The sequence below is a fragment of the Pyrococcus horikoshii OT3 genome (genome assembly GCF_000011105.1).
Classification (GTDB): domain Archaea; phylum Methanobacteriota_B; class Thermococci; order Thermococcales; family Thermococcaceae; genus Pyrococcus; species Pyrococcus horikoshii.
In genome coordinates this window covers 1,262,884-1,279,175 of sequence record NC_000961.1, presented here as the reverse complement: position 1 = coordinate 1,279,175, position 16,292 = coordinate 1,262,884, and the positions used below count along the sequence as shown (strand labels likewise).

Below are 16,292 nucleotides of genomic sequence, written 5' to 3'. Positions count from 1 at the left end.
CCTTTATAGGTACCCAAACTTTTCCAATATGTGGTATATTGCTTCAGCTCCTCCCTCACCGTATTCTTTCTTAGTTACATAGTCGGCATTTTCCTTGAGTATCTTAGGGGCTTGAGCTACAGCAACTTTGTATCCGACGACTTTGAAGGCATCCAAATCATTTTCTCCATCTCCCACGTGTGCAACTTCCTTGGGTTTTATACCGAGGAATTCGGATGCCTTTTCTATTCCACTTCCCTTATTTATCCAGGGTTTCTTTACGTGTATTGCAAATCCTGAATCTACCGCTACTAAATTTAGGTTAAGCTCATTTATTATCTCCCTTACGGTTTCAACGTTTATAGTTTCCCTCATGATTACCAATCCCGCTCTCCTATCCGGCATCGTATAACTAGTCCTTGCATTTGGGAATCTTTTTCTTATTTCATTCCAAAGGATCCACTCTTCATCCATACTTGCGAGGAATATTCTCTTCTTCTTGTAGGAGATAGCGCCTCCGTCTTCAGCTACTACCGGTCCAGAGGTCCCGATTAGAATACTTGCAGCTTCAGCGAACTGGACTGTGTTCCCCGTTACTAACATTATTGGAATTCCAAGACTTTCTGCTCTTCTAATGGCTTCTAGAGCTTTTTCATGTATCATCCTATTTGGATAGGTTATCGTTCCATCTATATCAATTGAGATCGCCTTAATCTTCATCCTTCCACCCCTTCAATCTAATAACTTAAAGTTTTTAAAAGAGTTGGAGGAGGGCTATAATGGAACCGTGGTCAATGAGCCGAAACCGGTAACGGAAGTAGGCTAGATCACGGTTCCTTGGGCGATGGCGCCCGCCCGGGGCTTCGAGCCCGAACCGCCTCCCGTTGGGAGGCTGATGGCGCCTATTCTGTAGGAACTTAGGGAGGTGGTATTATGGGCTCGAAGCTCTCTAGGTATATAAATTTAGAAAAAGTATTGGAGTACATCGAGAAAAGACGACATGAGGACGGTGGTTACTGCTTTGTATCTCAGCTTGCTGATACAAACATAAATGACACTTATTATGCGGTTAAAATATACTCACTCCTGGGAATGGAGGTTCCAGAGAAAGAGAAGACTATAGAGTTCCTCTACAACTCGGCCCAAATGCAGACCGCCGCTGTAGGAGTTGCCATGGCAATTGAGGCACTCTCAATTTTAGGCGCTAAAGATCTGGCAAGGGATAAGATGAACTTACTATTTGAAAAATACAATCCCTTAGAAAATAAATTTGCAGTAGGGCTTGGAGGAAGTGAAGAATTTGGAACGGCAACTCCATTGGAGGCAACATACTGGGTAATGAAAGCTATGAATGCAGTAAACTATAAACCGAGTGAGGAAATGAAGAACAAGATTATAGAGTTCGTTCACAAATTTAGAATTGGAGATGGCTACGGAGTAACCCATCCAACGACTACAATGACGTATCAGGCCCTCTACACTTTGAGCTCCCTTGGAAGAAAAGAGGATACGAGGCACTTTGAACTTTGTGAGGTCTGCGGAGATTGGGGTGGTTTTACTGAGGTTCCCAATTCTTTGCCTCCCTATATAGAGCCAACGTTTTACGCTCTAAGGGGTCTAGAACTACTGGGAAGGAAAGCAAGGTGCATCAAAGCTCATATAAGATTTATAAGATCCCTACAGAACCAAAACGGTGGATTCAGAAGGAGCTATGAGCTGGGGATATCAACTTTTCAGAATACATATAGAGCATTAGCAAGCCTTGAAGTACTTTTAAGGTGGGTATGATGGAGATCTGGGTAGATGAAGAAGAATTTAAAGCTATAAAAAGGAACAGGGAAAAAGGATTAACCCTACTTAATGACGAGGAGAAATTTAAGCTTTACCTTCTCTCCTTGAAATTTAAATTTTTAAGAGAAAAGCTAAACAAATTAGAAAAGAGACTTGCCGATATCACGGAGAGCTATGCGAAACTAAAGAATTTTGAGAGGAGAGCGGTTAAAGATAAGGAGTTTCTAATGGAGATTAGACAGGAGCTTTCACTCGAGAACTCAAATTTAAGGAGGACTTTGAAAGATGAAGGTAACGTTCAAAAAGAACAGGTTTACAAAGGTAACAATTGAACTTCCTGATTATGCATTAAAACTTTGTCATGAGCTTGGCTTTTCTGTAGAGGAAATCCTCAGGGAAATTTTCATAAAGGGAAATACTGAATTTGAGGGACACTCAGAGGATGAGATTAAAGAGCTTGAGAAGAAGATTAATGAAGTGGAGAAAAGATTGTATGAGCTTGAGGGTTCATGGTCTTCTTTAAGGTTTAAGCTTTTTCAAATTTCATCTGATAATAGAAACCTTGCAATCCAAATCTCGGGATTAATAGCTGAAAATAGAAGGTTGAGAAGGATGTTAAATCTACCTGAGAGAAATTTTGAGTATGTTGAAGAGATAATCAAGTACTACCTAAACATCGATTCTCGAAAAGAACAAAAAGTAAGGTTCCTAGATTAAGATGCAATGGTGCTAGCAGTTAAAGTCCAAATAAAAGAGGGTGAGAAAGTTAGGAGAAAGTTGATCGAGCTTGGAGCTCTAAACAGAGAGTATAAAATAAAGAGGGAAGAGGGATTTCTTTTAATTCCAGTGAAATTTCCAGTTGAAGGGTTTGAAGTAGTTGAAGTTGAGCTCGAGAGAGTCGAAACCAGGCCAAACAGTTACAAAGATGTGGTTAATATTCCTAGGGAGCTCAGGAAATTTTTACCGAGTTCATTTGATATAATAGGGAATATAGCGATCATAGAGATTCCTAGTGAGTTGCAAAACTATTCCAACGAAATTGGAGGGGCGATAATTAGGGTTCACAAAAGCGTGAAGGCCGTGTACATGAAGGGTGGAAGCGTTGAGGGAGAATATAGAGTTAGAAATCTAATCCATATAGCCGGTGAAAAAATAACTGAAACTATCCATAGAGAAAATGGGGTAAGACTAAAACTTGACATCACAAAAGTTTATTTCTCTCCAAGGTTGGCAACTGAAAGAATGAGAGTTTTCAAGATGGCCAGAGAGGGAGAGATTGTGTTTGATATGTTCGCTGGTGTTGGCCCATTTTCAATTCTCCTAGCAAAGAAAGCGAGGATGGTCTTTGCCTGTGATATAAATCCCTGGGCCATAAAATATTTGGAAGAAAACATAAAGTTGAACAAGGTAAAAAACATTATCCCGATTTTGAGTGACGTAACTAAAGTATGCGTTAAGGCCGACAGGATCATAATGAACCTGCCAAAATATGCCTCAAGGTTTCTTGAGCATGCCATGAGGTGCGTAAACAATGGAGGGATTATCCATTACTATGGATTTGGCCCAGAGAAAGACCCTTATGGGTGGCATGTAAAGAGGATAAATGAAGTCGCTGGGAGGCTTGGTGTTAAAGTTGAAATCCTTGGAAAAAGGATAATAAGGAATTATGCACCAAGGCAGTATAATATTGCTATAGACTTTAGGGTTTCTTTTTAACGAACCAACTCTCAAGCGTTGATTGTCTTCCAGCTTTTATCGCCTTTTTTAGTCTTTCTATCCCATTTTTTACCCTTTCTTCGCTAAAATTATGCTCATCACAGAGGAATTTTAATATTCCTTCCTCATCAGGCTCCTTCCAACTAAGCGAGTATTCATTAGTGACAGGAGGGTTAAGGAAGAATTCCTTAATAGCGTAAAGATCCACATCGCTCTGTCTTTGGAACTTTGCTAGGGGATCCCTTGAATATCTTACAATCTCAAGGGCCTTCTTAGGTCCTATCCCCTTTACGCCCCCAGGATTATAGTCAGTCCCAACCAGAATTGCAAGTTCTATAAGCTTTTCTCTTGTTATCTTAAGCTCTTTTAGTACCTCATCTAGAACTACTAACTCTGGCTTTATTTCAACGTAAACATCTTTCCCAGGCATCTTTCTTTTTCCCGTAATTGTCAGATTCCTAATCAACCTTGGAGCACCAAAGAGTAGTGAATCATAATCTTGACTCGCTGACGCGTAGACATCCCCTTTACTTGCCATGTATGCCGCTTGGGCTTCTCCTTCACTTGGAGCCTGAATTATTGGTATTCCCATTAGTTGCAAAAGCTTCTTTGCATCTTCGATTAGCATTTCATTAACCTTAGTTGCCCTTTGAGCGTATTTCCTAGCTTCCTCCAGGTTTCCCTTGGCTAGAGCTTCTTTCCATTTTAGTTCTGCCTCTTCTCTAGCTTCCCTCCTTTTTTCGAGCTCCTTCCTTTTGAATTCCGGAGGCTTTCCATCAAAGACGTAGGCCGGCTTAATACCGGCTTCCATTAGATTTATCGTTCTATAAAAGAGCCCACTTAAATGAGAGGTTATCCTACCCTTAGAGTCCATAAGTGGTGTTCCATCCCTCTGTCTTATCGTTGATAAAAACTGATAGATGGCGTTTAGGGCATCTATCGCTATCTTCTTTCCATACAGATTTTCAAGATCTATCTCCTTCCTCGGAACGAGGTCACCGATAGGAACACCCATATTATCACCCTCAGCCTACCGGTGTGCTCATCACCTTTCAGGTGAGGGGAAGGTTCATCATCAGACTTGATATCTCTGAAAGTTTATAACAATTTATTCCTGTTGTCCACTTTCCCTTAAGTTCACATAAATCCAGCCAAGGGCTACTATGACAAGTCCGAGTCCAATAAGCGTGAAGGGATTTAGAGAGTTATAATCCTTGACTATCATTAACTTTCTAACTATAGCAATCACCCCAAGTTCGACAACCCTTCGCATACTTACATGGTGATACTTTAAGTATAAGGATATTAGCTCATAGATCTCAAGAAGGATCAAAAGGAACAGAAATTCCTCGAGGGTATTCTCCAAATCTAAGTGCATTAAATATTGAAAAGTTTTGAATATGGCTATGCCCATTATTCCTATGACTATTATTTCAAGCAGCCAGCCCACTAGGTCAAAGATTGTATCTAAAATTCTTGTTAATTCTTTACCTCGCATCAAAAATTGAAAAAAGAAGAGGATATTTAAGCCTTAGCGTAGAGCCAACAGGCAACGTAGTGATCCTTTTCAACTTCAACCAATGGCGGCTCCTTCTTATCGCAGAGACCGGCCTTTGCGTATGGACACCTTGGATGGAACCTACAACCCTTTGGTGGATTTACGGGGCTTGGGGGTTCTCCTGTAACTTTCATTCTCTTCTTTTTCATCTCCCTTGCTATATCTGGATCTGGAATTGGAATTGCTGAGAACAGCATTTGGGTGTATGGGTGGAGTGGATTCTCAAATACCTTATCTGCAGGTCCAACCTCAACGAGCTTTCCTAGGTACATGACCCCTATTCTGTCGCTCATGTATTTGACGACTCCCAAATCGTGACTGATAAACAGGTACGTGAATCCGTGCTTTTCTTGGAGTTCCTTTAATGTATTAAGTATGTTTGCCTGAACTGAAACGTCGAGAGCAGATGTGGGCTCGTCTAGCACTATAAATTCTGGTTTTAAGGCTAACAACCTTGCTAATGCTATTCTCTGCCTTTGCCCACCAGAGAACTCATGGGGATATCTGTATAGGTGCATCTCGTTAAGTCCAACGCTCTCTAATAATTTTATCACGAACTCTTCTGGATCGTCAACTTGAATACCGTGAAATCTAACTGGTTCCATTATTATTTGAAAGACGGTTTGTCTAGGATCCAATGAGGAATACGGATCCTGGAACATTATCTGGGCTTTTCTCCTGAACCATTTTAGCTCATTACCCTTAAGCTTTGTTACATCTTTACCCATGAAGATTATTCTTCCGTCAGTAGGTTCTATAAGTCTAAGGATAGTCCTCCCCGTTGTCGTTTTACCGCACCCACTCTCACCGACTAATCCGAAGGTTTCTCCTTTATAGATCTCAAAGCTAACTCCATCAACGGCCTTTACCCACCCAACGGTTCTTAACAATCCTCTTACTGGAAAGTATTTTTTCAAATTCTCAACCTTAAGGACGGGTTCCGGCATGAACATCACCTCAGTAAAGGTGGCATGCTACAAAGTGACCTGGTTCAATTTCCTTTAGCTCAGGCACCTTCTGCTTGCAAATATCCATGGCTTTTGGACACCTTGGATGGAATCTACAGCCGCTCGGTGGGTTAATCAAGTTTGGAACAGTTCCTGGAATTGCTTCTAGCTTCTCTATCTTAGTTAGTGGGTTAGGAACTGCCCTAAGAAGTCCTTGGGTGTATGGGTGAAGTGGATTCTTGAATATCTGGTCAACGGTACCGATTTCTACGATCTTTCCGGCGTACATAACCGCTACTCTATCAGCCGTCTCCGCAACTACTCCCAAGTTGTGGGTGATTAAAATTACAGTTGCTTTGTACTTCTCCTTTAGCTGGTTTATAAGATCGAGTATCTGGGCTTGAACTGTAACGTCTAGAGCCGTTGTTGGCTCATCGGCTATTAGTATTCTCGGATTGTTTGAGAGTCCAATTCCAATAACAACCCTCTGTTTCATTCCACCTGAGAGCTCGTGTGGGTAGTTGTTAACCCTCCTCTGTGGATCCGGGATGAGAACAGACTTGAGGATATCAACGGCTTTTTTAATTCCCTCCTTTATGTTCTTTATCTTTCCATGGACTTCCATGGCCTCTGCTATCTGGTATCCGACTGTGTAGAGTGGATCGAGAGACGAGTGTGGATCCTGGAATATGTAGGCTATTTCATTTCCCCTTATTTTCCTTATCTCCTCCTCACTCAGCTTTAGCAGATCAACTACGCTACCATCTTCCCTATAATATAGCACCTGGCCACCAACTATTCTTCCTGGGCTCTCAATGAGTTGGGTTATGGCCCTTGATGTTACGCTCTTCCCACATCCGGTTTCTCCCACTAACGCGAACGTTTCTCCCTTATATACATCAAATGATACTTTTTCAATGGCCTTAACTATTCCAGCATAAGTGTAAAAGTGAACGGTAAGATCCCTAACCTGTAAAATAGGCTCAGGCACTTTCCTCACCCTCCTTCTTTCCCTTCTTAACCTTGAACTCTATGCTTCTCCTAGTCCTTGGATCCAGGATGTCTCTCAATCCATCACCAAGAAGGTTCCAGCCTAACGCAGTTAGCAACACTATCAGTCCAGGATAGAAGACGAGCCACCAGCATCTTGGGAAGTACTGAGCTCCGTCGTAAACTATTCTACCCCAATCTGCTATGGGTGGGACGGCACCTAAGCCCAGGAAACTTAGGCCTGCTTCCATTAGTACGACTCCACCGAAGTCTAAGGTTATGTAAACTAGTATTGGTCCAATTATGTTGGGTAAGATATGCTTAAATAGTATTGTCCTTGTGGGTAATCCCACCGCTCTTGCAGCTTCAACATAAAGTTTTTCCCTTTCTGTTAGGGTTGATCCCCTCGTTATTCTAGCGTACCCGGGCCACCATACTATGATCATTGCCACTATTACAGCTAGAAGTCTACCCAGGTTACCGGCTTCTCTCTGGTCGAGGGCAAATATTGCTAACACTATCTTCTCAATAATTTCATGGCTCGAAATGAAGGCCTGTAATCTGTCTGGTAAGACCGCAGAGAAAGCTATTGCAAGGATTAATGCCGGAAAAGCTAGGAACATATCCGTAGTACGCATAATAAGTTCGTCTATTTTTCCACCGTAATATCCAGCTATTAATCCAAGGATTATTCCCAATGGAACTCCAAGTGAAATAACTATTATTGAGATTACAAAGCTTGTCCTAGCTCCCTGAAGGATTAGACTTAGAAGGTCCCTTCCGTAGTGATCTGACCCTAAGGGATACGTTATTACGGTGTTATTGTAAAAGTCTAGGACTGCTTTACTCCCTGGTGGCACTAGATATACCTGATCATAATGTGATGTGTAAAGCGTTGGGAAGAAGTTGTATTTCCAAGGGGCTAGATAAGGTCCGAATATTCCGAGGAATATGAAGATTATAACCAAGAATAAACCAATTAACGCGGGAGGAGATCTATTTAAAGCGTAGAGCATTAATCTCCATTCTTCTAATCTTGATCTGTTCTTTTCCATCCAATCCTTTTTAAATAGGCTGATGAATTTTCCAAGGCCGTAAACTAGCTTATCCGCGGTTTTATCGAGTATTGTCTTTTTATACTCCTCTTGCATGATTAATCACCTCAGTACCTCACCCTAGGATCGATTATAGCGTATAGCACATCTACAATCAGGTTTATCGTCACGTAGATTATTGCGTAGATGAAGGTAATTGCAATGACTACGGGGAAATCTAAGTTCTGTATTGATTGAACTGCATAGCTTCCCATTCCAGGAAGTCCAAAGACGGTCTCAGTAATTGGTGTACCTCCTAAAAGACCTCCAAATTGTAAACCAAGAACCGTGACTATTGGAACCAGGGCATTCTTTAGTGCATGCCTGTAGACCCTCATTTTTGGAACTCCCTTGGCCTTCAGGAATAGAACGTAGTCGGAGCTTAACGCTTCCAGGAAGCTGTTCCTTACGAACCTTGCTGTAACGCCCATACCCAGGAATCCAAGTGTGAATCCTGGTAACCAGAATCTAGCTAAGTGTTGCTTGAATAGGTCGAAGTTTCCTCTTAGTAGGGCATCTATCATCGGGACGTAAGTTATCGGCTTTGGCATTGGAGGAACTCCCGCGATTGTGGTTACCTTGTACTTGACGAAGAATATGTATATCATTAGGTAACCTAGCCAGAAGGCTGGCGTTGAAACTCCAAGCAGGGCGAATATCCTAACCACGGTGTCAACCCATGTATTCCTTTTCAGTGCTGAGATTATTCCGAGGGGTATTCCAATTATAAGTATGAATATGAATGCTATTATTGCAAGTTGCAACGTCACTGGAAACCTTTTTCCTACGTCGTACATTATTGGATTCGAGGTTCTAGGATCGATTATCGTATTTGCAATTAATCCTTTAATGAGAAATACATATTGATCGTACCAAGGTCTATCTAGATGATACATTTTCTTTATGAGCTCTATAGCCTGTTGAGTAGCTTTTTCTCCCCCGGCCCAAGCCTTTGCGGGATCCGCTGGGATTTTATAAGCAATTAGGAATACTATTAAGGTAACTCCAATAATTGTAGGGATGAAAGTTAGTAACCTCCTTATAAGGAACTTCTTTAAATTAGCCATATTTGCCCCTCCTTGTACATTCTTGTTCTATAACATCGTTTGAGAATTATATTATCGCATAAATAAAAATTTTGGTGTTTAAATAAGGGCAATAAAGAAAAGAGAGAAGAAAGATTATCAGCTGGATACTTCAATATTCAACTCTTTGAACTTCGTTGCACCGTAGAGGAATGGACCAACCCAGTTGTCTGAATCGAGGTAGTCTGGGACCCAACCGACGACGTAGACATCGTAGTCTCCATGTTCGGTCTTTGAGAGATATACTGGCCACTCATAGCTCTCCACGGTAACCTGGAATCCTAGCTGGCTCCATATGTTCTGGATTAGTGTCATTATCTTCTCACGGTTGGTGTTACCAGCGTTGTAGATTAGCTTAATCGAGTACTTGCTTGGATCTATTCCTGCCTCCTGTAGCATTTGTTTGGCTTTTGCTATGTTGTAATCATACTTGATTATTCCGTACTCCGTGTATCCAGGCCATGGCTTTGGTATTGGTCCCCAGTTCCTCTCGAGTAATCCATTATACACGACCTTAGCGATCTGTTCATATGGAATCGCGTAAGCTAGGGCTTGTCTAACTTTAACGTTGTCGAAGGGCTCCTTCTGGGTGTTGAAGACTATGAAGGTTAGTACCGGTAGTAATATGTCGGTCTTAACTACAACCTTGTAGTTATTGAGGGTCTTACCCTTTACATCCTCGATCTTGTCCGTTGGTATTGCAGCTACGTCAGCCGTTCCGGTAAGGAATAGCTGAACTCTTGAGACTGCATCACTGTTGATTATGTAGATAACCCTCTTGTGTCCTGGGTTGCTAGTTGCGTTCCAATAGTATGGGTTGTATTCTAGGACTATGTAGCTGTTCTCCTGGTAGTCCTTAATGTAGAATGGCCCGGTACCAACAGGGTACTTGTGCATTAATTGGTGTGTTGCATCTGTTGAACCCTTCTGTACGTAAGCTTTCCAGGCATCGGGCTTCTTACCATAGTCGCTAGCCTTCAATGCTTCCTCGTACTTGTCACCAAGTAGATACTCCATAGGAACGACGCTCAGGAATGGATCTGCTACTACATTTAGAATTGCTGCGTATGGGTGTGGTAGGACTAGTTTGAATACTCCTGCTGTCTTTCCTTTGTATCCGAAGAAGTTCAATAACTCTTGTAGGGACTTAACCTCAGCAGTCTTACCATGGTATTCTGCTATTAGTGGGTGGCTCTTCAAGTATTCGTTGAACTCATCCTCGGTAAGGGCTTGGGAAGCTGAGACGTTCATGAACGTTGTGACCATCCAGCTAACTGAGTGACCTAACCTAGCGACACGCCAGAAGCTGAAGAGTACATCGGTAGCATCAATTGGGTATGTCTTACCGTGCCATGGATCGTAAGCCTTTACTCCTCCTCTAATGACGAAGTACCACTCGGTACCTTCCTTGTTGTGAGCCCAGGCTACTGCAAGGTCTGGAGTTACCTCTTTAGTTTCTTCTTTCCAGTAGGTAACTAACGTATCACCGATCTCGTGCCATATCTCCCATCCGAAGGTTTCGTACGTCCATGCCGGGTCAAAGCTCTCTGGCCATCCGAAGGTTGCTATAACGTACGTCTCAGGATCGTTCTTGTAATCTCCAATTCCCGTATCCACTACGGGAGCATTCTTGTCTTCCCAGAGTAAGTCATATCTCTCTGCGAGGGTTGGGTGATAGTATCTTCCCTTAACCCAGTCCCAGTAAACACGTAGCTGTCTGTTCTGGCCCAGGATAACTTCAGGAATGTAGTAGTTTCCGAGGATGTAAAGGGCCTTGAATATTTCAGTTCTAATCTCAGGATTCGTCTCCCTTCTAGCCGCAATGACTAGAGCATCAACATTAGTATCCCTAAAGAATGCTGGGTCTATTGCACCAAATCCCTGTCCCTCTTCCATTAACTTCTTAACAGATGGAGTATTAGCTTCATCTACTTCGTAGGTTATCTTAATAACCTTCTTACCACTTGGTATTTGAACCTTTGGCTGTGCTCCCTTTGGACCGACCACAACTATTGCAGTTCCGGTATCAACTACCGTAACCTTATCAAGTTCGAGTATTGCCTTAGTTACACCTTGGGGAGCCTGGGTTTGAGTGGGGGACTGTGTCTGGGTTGGAGAACCGGTTTGAGTTGGAGACTGTGTCTGAGTTGGTGATTGAGTTTGGGTTGGTGATTGAGTCTGTGTACCCCCTCCAATACAACCACTTGCCATGGTTCCTAAAACTAGTACTCCAACTAATAGAAGGCTTAGCAAGGCCCTATTCATCTTACATCACCAGGGAAGGTTATCCAAAGAGATATAACCAGGCACCTCGCTAATAAGCTTTTCGATCTTGGTTCACTTTGTGGAAAATAGAAGATCCAAATTATAACAATTAGTAATAAAATTATGAAGTTCATTTACACTAGGTTAAACATCTCAAAAAATAAGGGAATTAGAGAGATGTTTTTGAATGTTTTATGATCAAAATGATACACCACTGATTTTTAAGCATCTTCAAGGTGAAACAATAAGCTCATGGCTCGATTATTGTTCCATTGTGATTTCCCTTGATAACATCAAATAACTTTAATGCATCTTCCTTACCAATAACGTACGTTTTTATTCCGCTTCTCATTATTATTTTAGCGGCTAGAGGATCTATAACGGTACTCACTCCAGCTTTTCCGGCTTCTCTGCTCACGATATCAACAAGATCTTTAGCTTTCATTTTGGGTATCTTCTTTGCATTTGGATTCTTTTTTGGATCTTCAGTGTAAACACCATCAACGTTAGTTATTACGACTAGGAGATCTGCACTCAAAAACTCTGCTAGCAGTGCGGAGACTGCATCGGTTGTATGCCCTGGGTGAGTGCCACCCATAACTGGAATCTTCTTTAGCTGAATAGCTTTCCAAGCTTCCCAGAAGTCAGAAACGACTTGAGGATATGCCCTTTCCTTAAGGGCTGCAATTAAAAGCATTGCATTTGCTCTTGTTATTTGGATTCCCAAGTAATCCTTGAACGTTTCGTTGGTGTTAAATTTGGAGGCGACTTCTATGTACTCCCTAGCTACCTTCCCTCCTCCAACAACTATTGCGATCTCATGATCTTCACTTATTTTTGTCAGCTCATATCCTAGCTTCGTAATGAAATCCACGTCTGGTTTTTCTGGAACCAGTACCGAACCCCCTATGTCAAAAACTATCCTCATCACTCACCACCCTCTACTCAAGATTTTCAATAAGCCTTCTACCTCTCTCAGTCAGCTTGTAATATATCCTCTTCCCCTTTCTATATGCCTCCTTTATGAGGCCTAACTCTTGTAATTCCTTTATATGCTGATGAACGGCTTGATACTTTAGGGGTTTTCCTAGTGCTTGCCAAATTTCATAGGCGTACATCTCTCTTTCCTCGAGGATTTTAAGAATCTCAAGCTTAGTTCCACCAATGGAGAATTTCTCTCTTCCCCCTTCACCAATTTTGAGTCCTGAACCGGTAACAACCAAAACTACTTTATCTCCTTTTTCAATTATTCCCTTTTCAACTAGGCTTAATAGGGCGGGCATTACAACGGCCGAGGAAAGCTCCGCAAATATCCCTTCATTGGCTAGCAACTTTTCCCCGGTAATTATGTCGTTTTCATTTACAACAACTGCTGTTCCTCCACTTTCCTTTATAGCCCTTATAACTCTAGACTTCATTACCGGGTTCTTCACATATAATCCGAGAGCTTTAGTTTCTTTACATTCTTTTTTTAATCCCAAAATTTCAGCGGCTATAGGATTGCATCTCTCCGTTTGAACGGCAATTAATCTTGGCATCTTCTCTAGCACTCCAATTTTGATGAGTTCCTTGAACCCCTTGTATATCGAGTATATGTAACTCCCGCTTCCCGTCGGGACTATTACATGCGTTGGATTAATTTCCTCCCAAAGTTCGAATGCTATCGTCTTCTGACCCTCAAGTCCGATTATATTATCCTCGGGTGTGACATTGTATAAGCCGTTAAGTTTTGAAAGCTCTCTTGCATATTCTATTGCTTCATCAACGCTGTCACCATAGCGTATTATCCTCGCTCCAAAGGCTATCATTTGAATTAGCTTTCCTTTATCAACTTTCCTGGGAACAACTACGAAGCACTCCTTTTCAGCTCTTGCCGAGTAAGCAGCGACTGAAGCAGCTGCATTTCCATCACTCGCAACTATAAATCCATTTGATGCGTAAGGTAAACCATAGGAGATTGCAACTGTGGCTAACCTATCCCTAAAGGAGCCGGTTGGATTTCTGGTTTCATCTTTTATATAAACATCAACGTTGATTTTCTCGCTTATCCTAGCCTTTATTAGTGGTGTTCCTCCCTCTTGTAGGGTTATGATCTTCTTAACTTCTGGCAGAAGCTCTTTATATCTCCATACCCCAGGATTTCTTCTTTTCCATTTTCTCACGTCTACAGAGGAATAATCATAAGTTATCTCGAGCTCTTCCCCACAGATACAAAAAGGTGGGATTGAAGATATGTATTCCCTACCACATCTTGGGCACTTCATGCTGTCACCTCAACCTTATGGTGTCTAAATTATTTGGGGCCCTCGTTGATATTCCGAATTTTCTGTGTATGCTAGTTGCTAAATCGAGGCACTTTTGTGGTTCTCCGTGAACGGTTATTATCCTTTCAGGTCTCGGTCTTACCTTAGCTACGTAATTCATTAACTCTCTCCTATCCGCATGACCTGAGAAACCGTCGATTGTGTGAACTTCCATATTAACCTTTATTACTTCAGTTCTCCCTTCCTCACCAACCATTGGAATTTCCCTAATTCCGCTCTGAACTTGCCTTCCAAGGGTTCCTTCCGCCTGGTAGCTAACGAAGATTATGCTGTTCTTTGGATCTGGAGCGAGCTGTTTGAAGTACTCAACGCTGGGTCCACCAACTAACATACCAGAAGATGCTATTATTATCGCTGGTTCATTGCTATCAATTATATCTTGCCTTTCCCTTGAGTTCGCAACGGGGTGAAATATTTCACTTAAGAACGGGTTATATCCTTCTTTGAAGATCTGCTCTCTTAGTCTTCTACTGAGGTACTCTGGATACGCTGTGTGAATTGCCGTAGCTTCCCAGATCATACCATCTAGGTATATTGGAACCTCTATTCCCCCTATCCTTGCATATTCTTCAAGAACCATCATTACCTCCTGGGCCCTTCCAACGGCCATTGCTGGAATGAGGACTTTTCCTCCCCTCTTTATCGTATTATGGATTACCTCAATTAACCTTTTCTCGGCTTCTTCTCTCGGCATCTGTATGTCATTTGCTCCACCATAGGTTGATTCCATAACGAGAGTTTCCAGCCTTGGGAACTTTGCATTCGCTGGCTCTAGAAGCCTAGTTGGAATGAACTTGAAGTCCCCAGTTATGGCTATATTGTGAAGGCCGTTCCCTATGTGTAGATGTACTATCGCGGAACCCAGGATATGCCCAGCATTGTGCAAGGTTAACCTAATATCTGGGGAGATATCCCTCACTTCACCATAGTCTAAGGTTATCGTATGCTTTATAACTTCCTTTATATCTCTAGGTCTGTAAAGTGGATCTTGCCCATTACTCTGCTGTATCTCTATGAAATCCTTTTGTAGGAGAACCATTAGATCCCTAGTTGGTGGGGTTGTATATATTGGGCCATCGAATAGGTTATACCTGAACAGATACGGTAGCATTCCACAGTGATCAAGGTGAGCATGAGTGATTATTATCGCATCAAGCAAACCTTCCCTCAGGACGTATTGAAACTCTGGGGCGTCGAAATGGGGAAACGCTTTATATGGATCATTCAACATAGCAACATTTACCCCAAAATCCACGAGAACGAAGCTCTCATCTGTTTGCACAAGAAGGGCACTTCTACCAACCTCCCTAAATCCGCCAAGTCCAGTGATTCTAATCCATCTGCTCTTGTATTCGGGCTTCCTATATATGTTCCTCCCAACTTGTCTTAGGAATTTTCTCCTGTCTTTACTTTCCGTTTGAAGTATTTGCCTTATGGAGTAGATGGTCTGACTTTGGAGAGGAGGCGTTCTGACAACCTTAGGGGCCCATTTGACTTTCTGAGTGATAAGCCTAAGTGTTTCTCCATTTTTCCCTATAACTAAGCCTGGTTTTTTGGCCTCTATTAGGACTTCCCCAACTGAGGGATCAAAGGCTATGTTGGTAATCTCTGCTTCCTTTGGAACTATCTCAAATATCAACTTTTCAGCTTCTTCAGGAGGTAGGAGAACCTCCGGATCTGGCCTTACGCTTATTCTTTTCTTCAAAACCTTTGCCAGGTCTTTTATTAGCTCCCCATCTTTCATTATAGCTTCTGGATTCTTTACATATATAACCAACTCGGGACCCTCAAACTCTATTTCCGTTATTTTTGCTTCCTTTGGAACCATTTGATTAACTACGGCCCTAATATCCCTTAGTATCTGATCGACCTGTGTCTCTCTCTTTATCAAGAAAGTCACCTCCCTCTCACTGCTTGAGAGTTGCTTCAAGCTCTGAATCTGAAAGCTCTTTGTAACCCTCCTTTGTTATGGTAACGACCAGAATACCATCCCCTGAGAATACATCCCTCTTAATTGCCGTGTTTATTGCCTTAACGGCCAGTTTTATACCTTCTTCAAGGGTTAAATTATCTTTATATTCAGAGTCAAGAATCGAATATGCAAACTCCATACCACTTCCGGCAGTTGCGTACTTATCCTCAGTTATCCCTCCCACCATATCAACGGAATATAATTTCGGCTTTTCATCGTACCCTCCAACTAAAAACCATGCGAGGTATGGGAAGTATTTAGCTCCATTCATAATATTAGCCAGCAGTGTGGCCAATGCTTTTACACTCATCCTTTTCCCTGATTGAGAATAGTAAAGCTTTGCTTCTGCCCTAAGGAGTCTAACTAAGTTCAGTATGTCGCCTACGTCACCGGCCCCAGCTATGGCTAGATGCTCATCTATCTTGTGTATCTTAGTCACGTTCCTTGCGTATATTATGTTCCCTAGGCTAGCCCTCCTATCTGCAGCTAGCACTACTCCATCTTTACAAACTATGCCTACTGTAGTTGTACCTTTGAATTTCTCGGTCAATTGCAACACCCCGATGGTTTA

Annotated in this window: 16 protein-coding genes, 1 other RNA gene and 1 riboswitch; of the genes, 4 read left to right on the top strand and 13 right to left on the bottom strand. The window is 42.1% G+C overall.

Annotated features, from left to right (window positions below; all coding sequences use genetic code 11):
- Positions 1 to 3 precede the first annotated feature (3 nt).
- Positions 4 to 699, bottom strand: coding sequence for a phosphoglycolate phosphatase (locus PH_RS06710; protein ID WP_010885503.1), 696 nt, complete (start codon positions 697 to 699; stop codon positions 4 to 6).
- Between the two features lie 111 nt (positions 700 to 810).
- A riboswitch (Fluoride riboswitch) is annotated at positions 811 to 891 on the top strand.
- Positions 892 to 912: 21 nt separating this feature from the next.
- On the opposite strand from PH_RS06710, the gene PH_RS06705 reads away from it, so the two are divergent.
- Genes PH_RS06705 through PH_RS06690 form a run of 4 tightly spaced genes read left to right on the top strand, consistent with a single transcriptional unit; the run spans position 913 to position 3,486 of the window.
- Positions 913 to 1,767, top strand: a complete 855-nt coding sequence (locus PH_RS06705; protein WP_010885502.1) for a prenyltransferase/squalene oxidase repeat-containing protein — start codon at positions 913 to 915, stop codon at positions 1,765 to 1,767.
- Positions 1,767 to 2,102: a hypothetical protein gene (locus PH_RS06700; RefSeq protein WP_143522665.1), complete on the top strand. Its 336-nt coding sequence runs from the start codon at positions 1,767 to 1,769 to the stop codon at positions 2,100 to 2,102. The genes PH_RS06705 and PH_RS06700 overlap by 1 nt, the downstream gene beginning before the upstream one ends.
- Positions 2,056 to 2,487, top strand: a complete 432-nt coding sequence (locus PH_RS06695) for a hypothetical protein (RefSeq protein ID WP_010885500.1) — start codon at positions 2,056 to 2,058, stop codon at positions 2,485 to 2,487. The genes PH_RS06700 and PH_RS06695 overlap by 47 nt, the downstream gene beginning before the upstream one ends.
- 6 nt (positions 2,488 to 2,493) lie before the next feature.
- Positions 2,494 to 3,486: a tRNA (guanine(37)-N1)-methyltransferase Trm5b gene (locus PH_RS06690; protein WP_010885499.1), complete on the top strand. Its 993-nt coding sequence runs from the start codon at positions 2,494 to 2,496 to the stop codon at positions 3,484 to 3,486.
- Here PH_RS06690 and fen read toward each other — a convergent pair.
- The 12 genes from fen to psmB form a co-directional block, all read right to left on the bottom strand.
- Positions 3,470 to 4,501, bottom strand: a complete 1,032-nt coding sequence (gene fen / locus PH_RS06685; RefSeq protein WP_010885498.1) for a flap endonuclease-1 — start codon at positions 4,499 to 4,501, stop codon at positions 3,470 to 3,472. The genes PH_RS06690 and fen overlap by 17 nt on opposite strands.
- 7 nt (positions 4,502 to 4,508) lie before the next feature.
- An RNA gene (locus PH_RS09600) (C/D box small nucleolar RNA) lies at positions 4,509 to 4,566 on the bottom strand.
- A gap of 28 nt (positions 4,567 to 4,594) precedes the next feature.
- Positions 4,595 to 4,984, bottom strand: coding sequence for a phosphate-starvation-inducible PsiE family protein (locus PH_RS06680; protein WP_010885497.1), 390 nt, complete (start codon positions 4,982 to 4,984; stop codon positions 4,595 to 4,597).
- Positions 4,985 to 5,010: 26 nt separating this feature from the next.
- A complete protein-coding gene (locus PH_RS06675) occupies positions 5,011 to 5,991 on the bottom strand; it encodes an ABC transporter ATP-binding protein (RefSeq protein ID WP_048053386.1) in 981 nt (326 codons plus the stop codon).
- A gap of 10 nt (positions 5,992 to 6,001) precedes the next feature.
- Positions 6,002 to 6,982, bottom strand: coding sequence for an ABC transporter ATP-binding protein (locus tag PH_RS06670; RefSeq protein ID WP_048053385.1), 981 nt, complete (start codon positions 6,980 to 6,982; stop codon positions 6,002 to 6,004).
- Positions 6,975 to 8,132, bottom strand: coding sequence for an ABC transporter permease (locus PH_RS06665; protein ID WP_010885494.1), 1,158 nt, complete (start codon positions 8,130 to 8,132; stop codon positions 6,975 to 6,977). The genes PH_RS06670 and PH_RS06665 overlap by 8 nt, the downstream gene beginning before the upstream one ends.
- An 11-nt stretch (positions 8,133 to 8,143) precedes the next feature.
- Positions 8,144 to 9,142, bottom strand: a complete 999-nt coding sequence (locus PH_RS06660) for an ABC transporter permease (RefSeq protein WP_010885493.1) — start codon at positions 9,140 to 9,142, stop codon at positions 8,144 to 8,146.
- Between the two features lie 117 nt (positions 9,143 to 9,259).
- Entirely contained in the window at positions 9,260 to 11,425 is a 2,166-nt protein-coding gene (locus tag PH_RS06655; protein WP_010885492.1) for an ABC transporter substrate-binding protein, read from the bottom strand.
- Positions 11,426 to 11,675: 250 nt separating this feature from the next.
- Positions 11,676 to 12,353 carry a UMP kinase gene (gene pyrH / locus PH_RS06650; protein WP_048053384.1) on the bottom strand — a complete coding sequence of 226 codons (678 nt, stop codon included), beginning with the start codon at positions 12,351 to 12,353 and terminating at the stop codon, positions 11,676 to 11,678.
- Positions 12,354 to 12,366: 13 nt separating this feature from the next.
- On the bottom strand, positions 12,367 to 13,689 hold the full coding sequence (thrC, locus tag PH_RS06645; RefSeq protein ID WP_010885490.1) for a threonine synthase: 1,323 nt from the start codon (positions 13,687 to 13,689) through the stop codon (positions 12,367 to 12,369).
- Positions 13,690 to 13,693: 4 nt separating this feature from the next.
- Positions 13,694 to 15,640 (bottom strand): beta-CASP ribonuclease aCPSF1, encoded by a 1,947-nt coding sequence (locus tag PH_RS06640; protein ID WP_048053595.1) that lies wholly within the window; start codon positions 15,638 to 15,640, stop codon positions 13,694 to 13,696.
- 16 nt (positions 15,641 to 15,656) lie between these two features.
- Positions 15,657 to 16,280, bottom strand: coding sequence for an archaeal proteasome endopeptidase complex subunit beta (psmB, locus tag PH_RS06635; RefSeq protein ID WP_010885488.1), 624 nt, complete (start codon positions 16,278 to 16,280; stop codon positions 15,657 to 15,659).
- Between the last annotated feature and the right edge of the window lie 12 nt (positions 16,281 to 16,292).

What these genes read in the sequence shown, in the direction of transcription:
- PH_RS06710 (WP_010885503.1), bottom strand. Translation starts at nt 699, where the DNA reads ATGAAGATTAAGGCGATCTCAATTGATATAGATGGAACGATAACCTAT.
- PH_RS06705 (WP_010885502.1), top strand. Translation starts at nt 913, where the DNA reads ATGGGCTCGAAGCTCTCTAGGTATATAAATTTAGAAAAAGTATTGGAG.
- PH_RS06700 (WP_143522665.1), top strand. Translation starts at nt 1,767, where the DNA reads ATGGAGATCTGGGTAGATGAAGAAGAATTTAAAGCTATAAAAAGGAAC.
- PH_RS06695 (WP_010885500.1), top strand. Translation starts at nt 2,056, where the DNA reads ATGAAGGTAACGTTCAAAAAGAACAGGTTTACAAAGGTAACAATTGAA.
- PH_RS06690 (WP_010885499.1), top strand. Translation starts at nt 2,494, where the DNA reads ATGGTGCTAGCAGTTAAAGTCCAAATAAAAGAGGGTGAGAAAGTTAGG.
- fen (WP_010885498.1), bottom strand. Translation starts at nt 4,501, where the DNA reads ATGGGTGTTCCTATCGGTGACCTCGTTCCGAGGAAGGAGATAGATCTT.
- PH_RS06680 (WP_010885497.1), bottom strand. Translation starts at nt 4,984, where the DNA reads ATGCGAGGTAAAGAATTAACAAGAATTTTAGATACAATCTTTGACCTA.
- PH_RS06675 (WP_048053386.1), bottom strand. Translation starts at nt 5,991, where the DNA reads ATGCCGGAACCCGTCCTTAAGGTTGAGAATTTGAAAAAATACTTTCCA.
- PH_RS06665 (WP_010885494.1), bottom strand. Translation starts at nt 8,132, where the DNA reads ATGCAAGAGGAGTATAAAAAGACAATACTCGATAAAACCGCGGATAAG.
- PH_RS06660 (WP_010885493.1), bottom strand. Translation starts at nt 9,142, where the DNA reads ATGGCTAATTTAAAGAAGTTCCTTATAAGGAGGTTACTAACTTTCATC.
- PH_RS06655 (WP_010885492.1), bottom strand. Translation starts at nt 11,425, where the DNA reads ATGAATAGGGCCTTGCTAAGCCTTCTATTAGTTGGAGTACTAGTTTTA.
- pyrH (WP_048053384.1), bottom strand. Translation starts at nt 12,353, where the DNA reads ATGAGGATAGTTTTTGACATAGGGGGTTCGGTACTGGTTCCAGAAAAA.
- thrC (WP_010885490.1), bottom strand. Translation starts at nt 13,689, where the DNA reads ATGAAGTGCCCAAGATGTGGTAGGGAATACATATCTTCAATCCCACCT.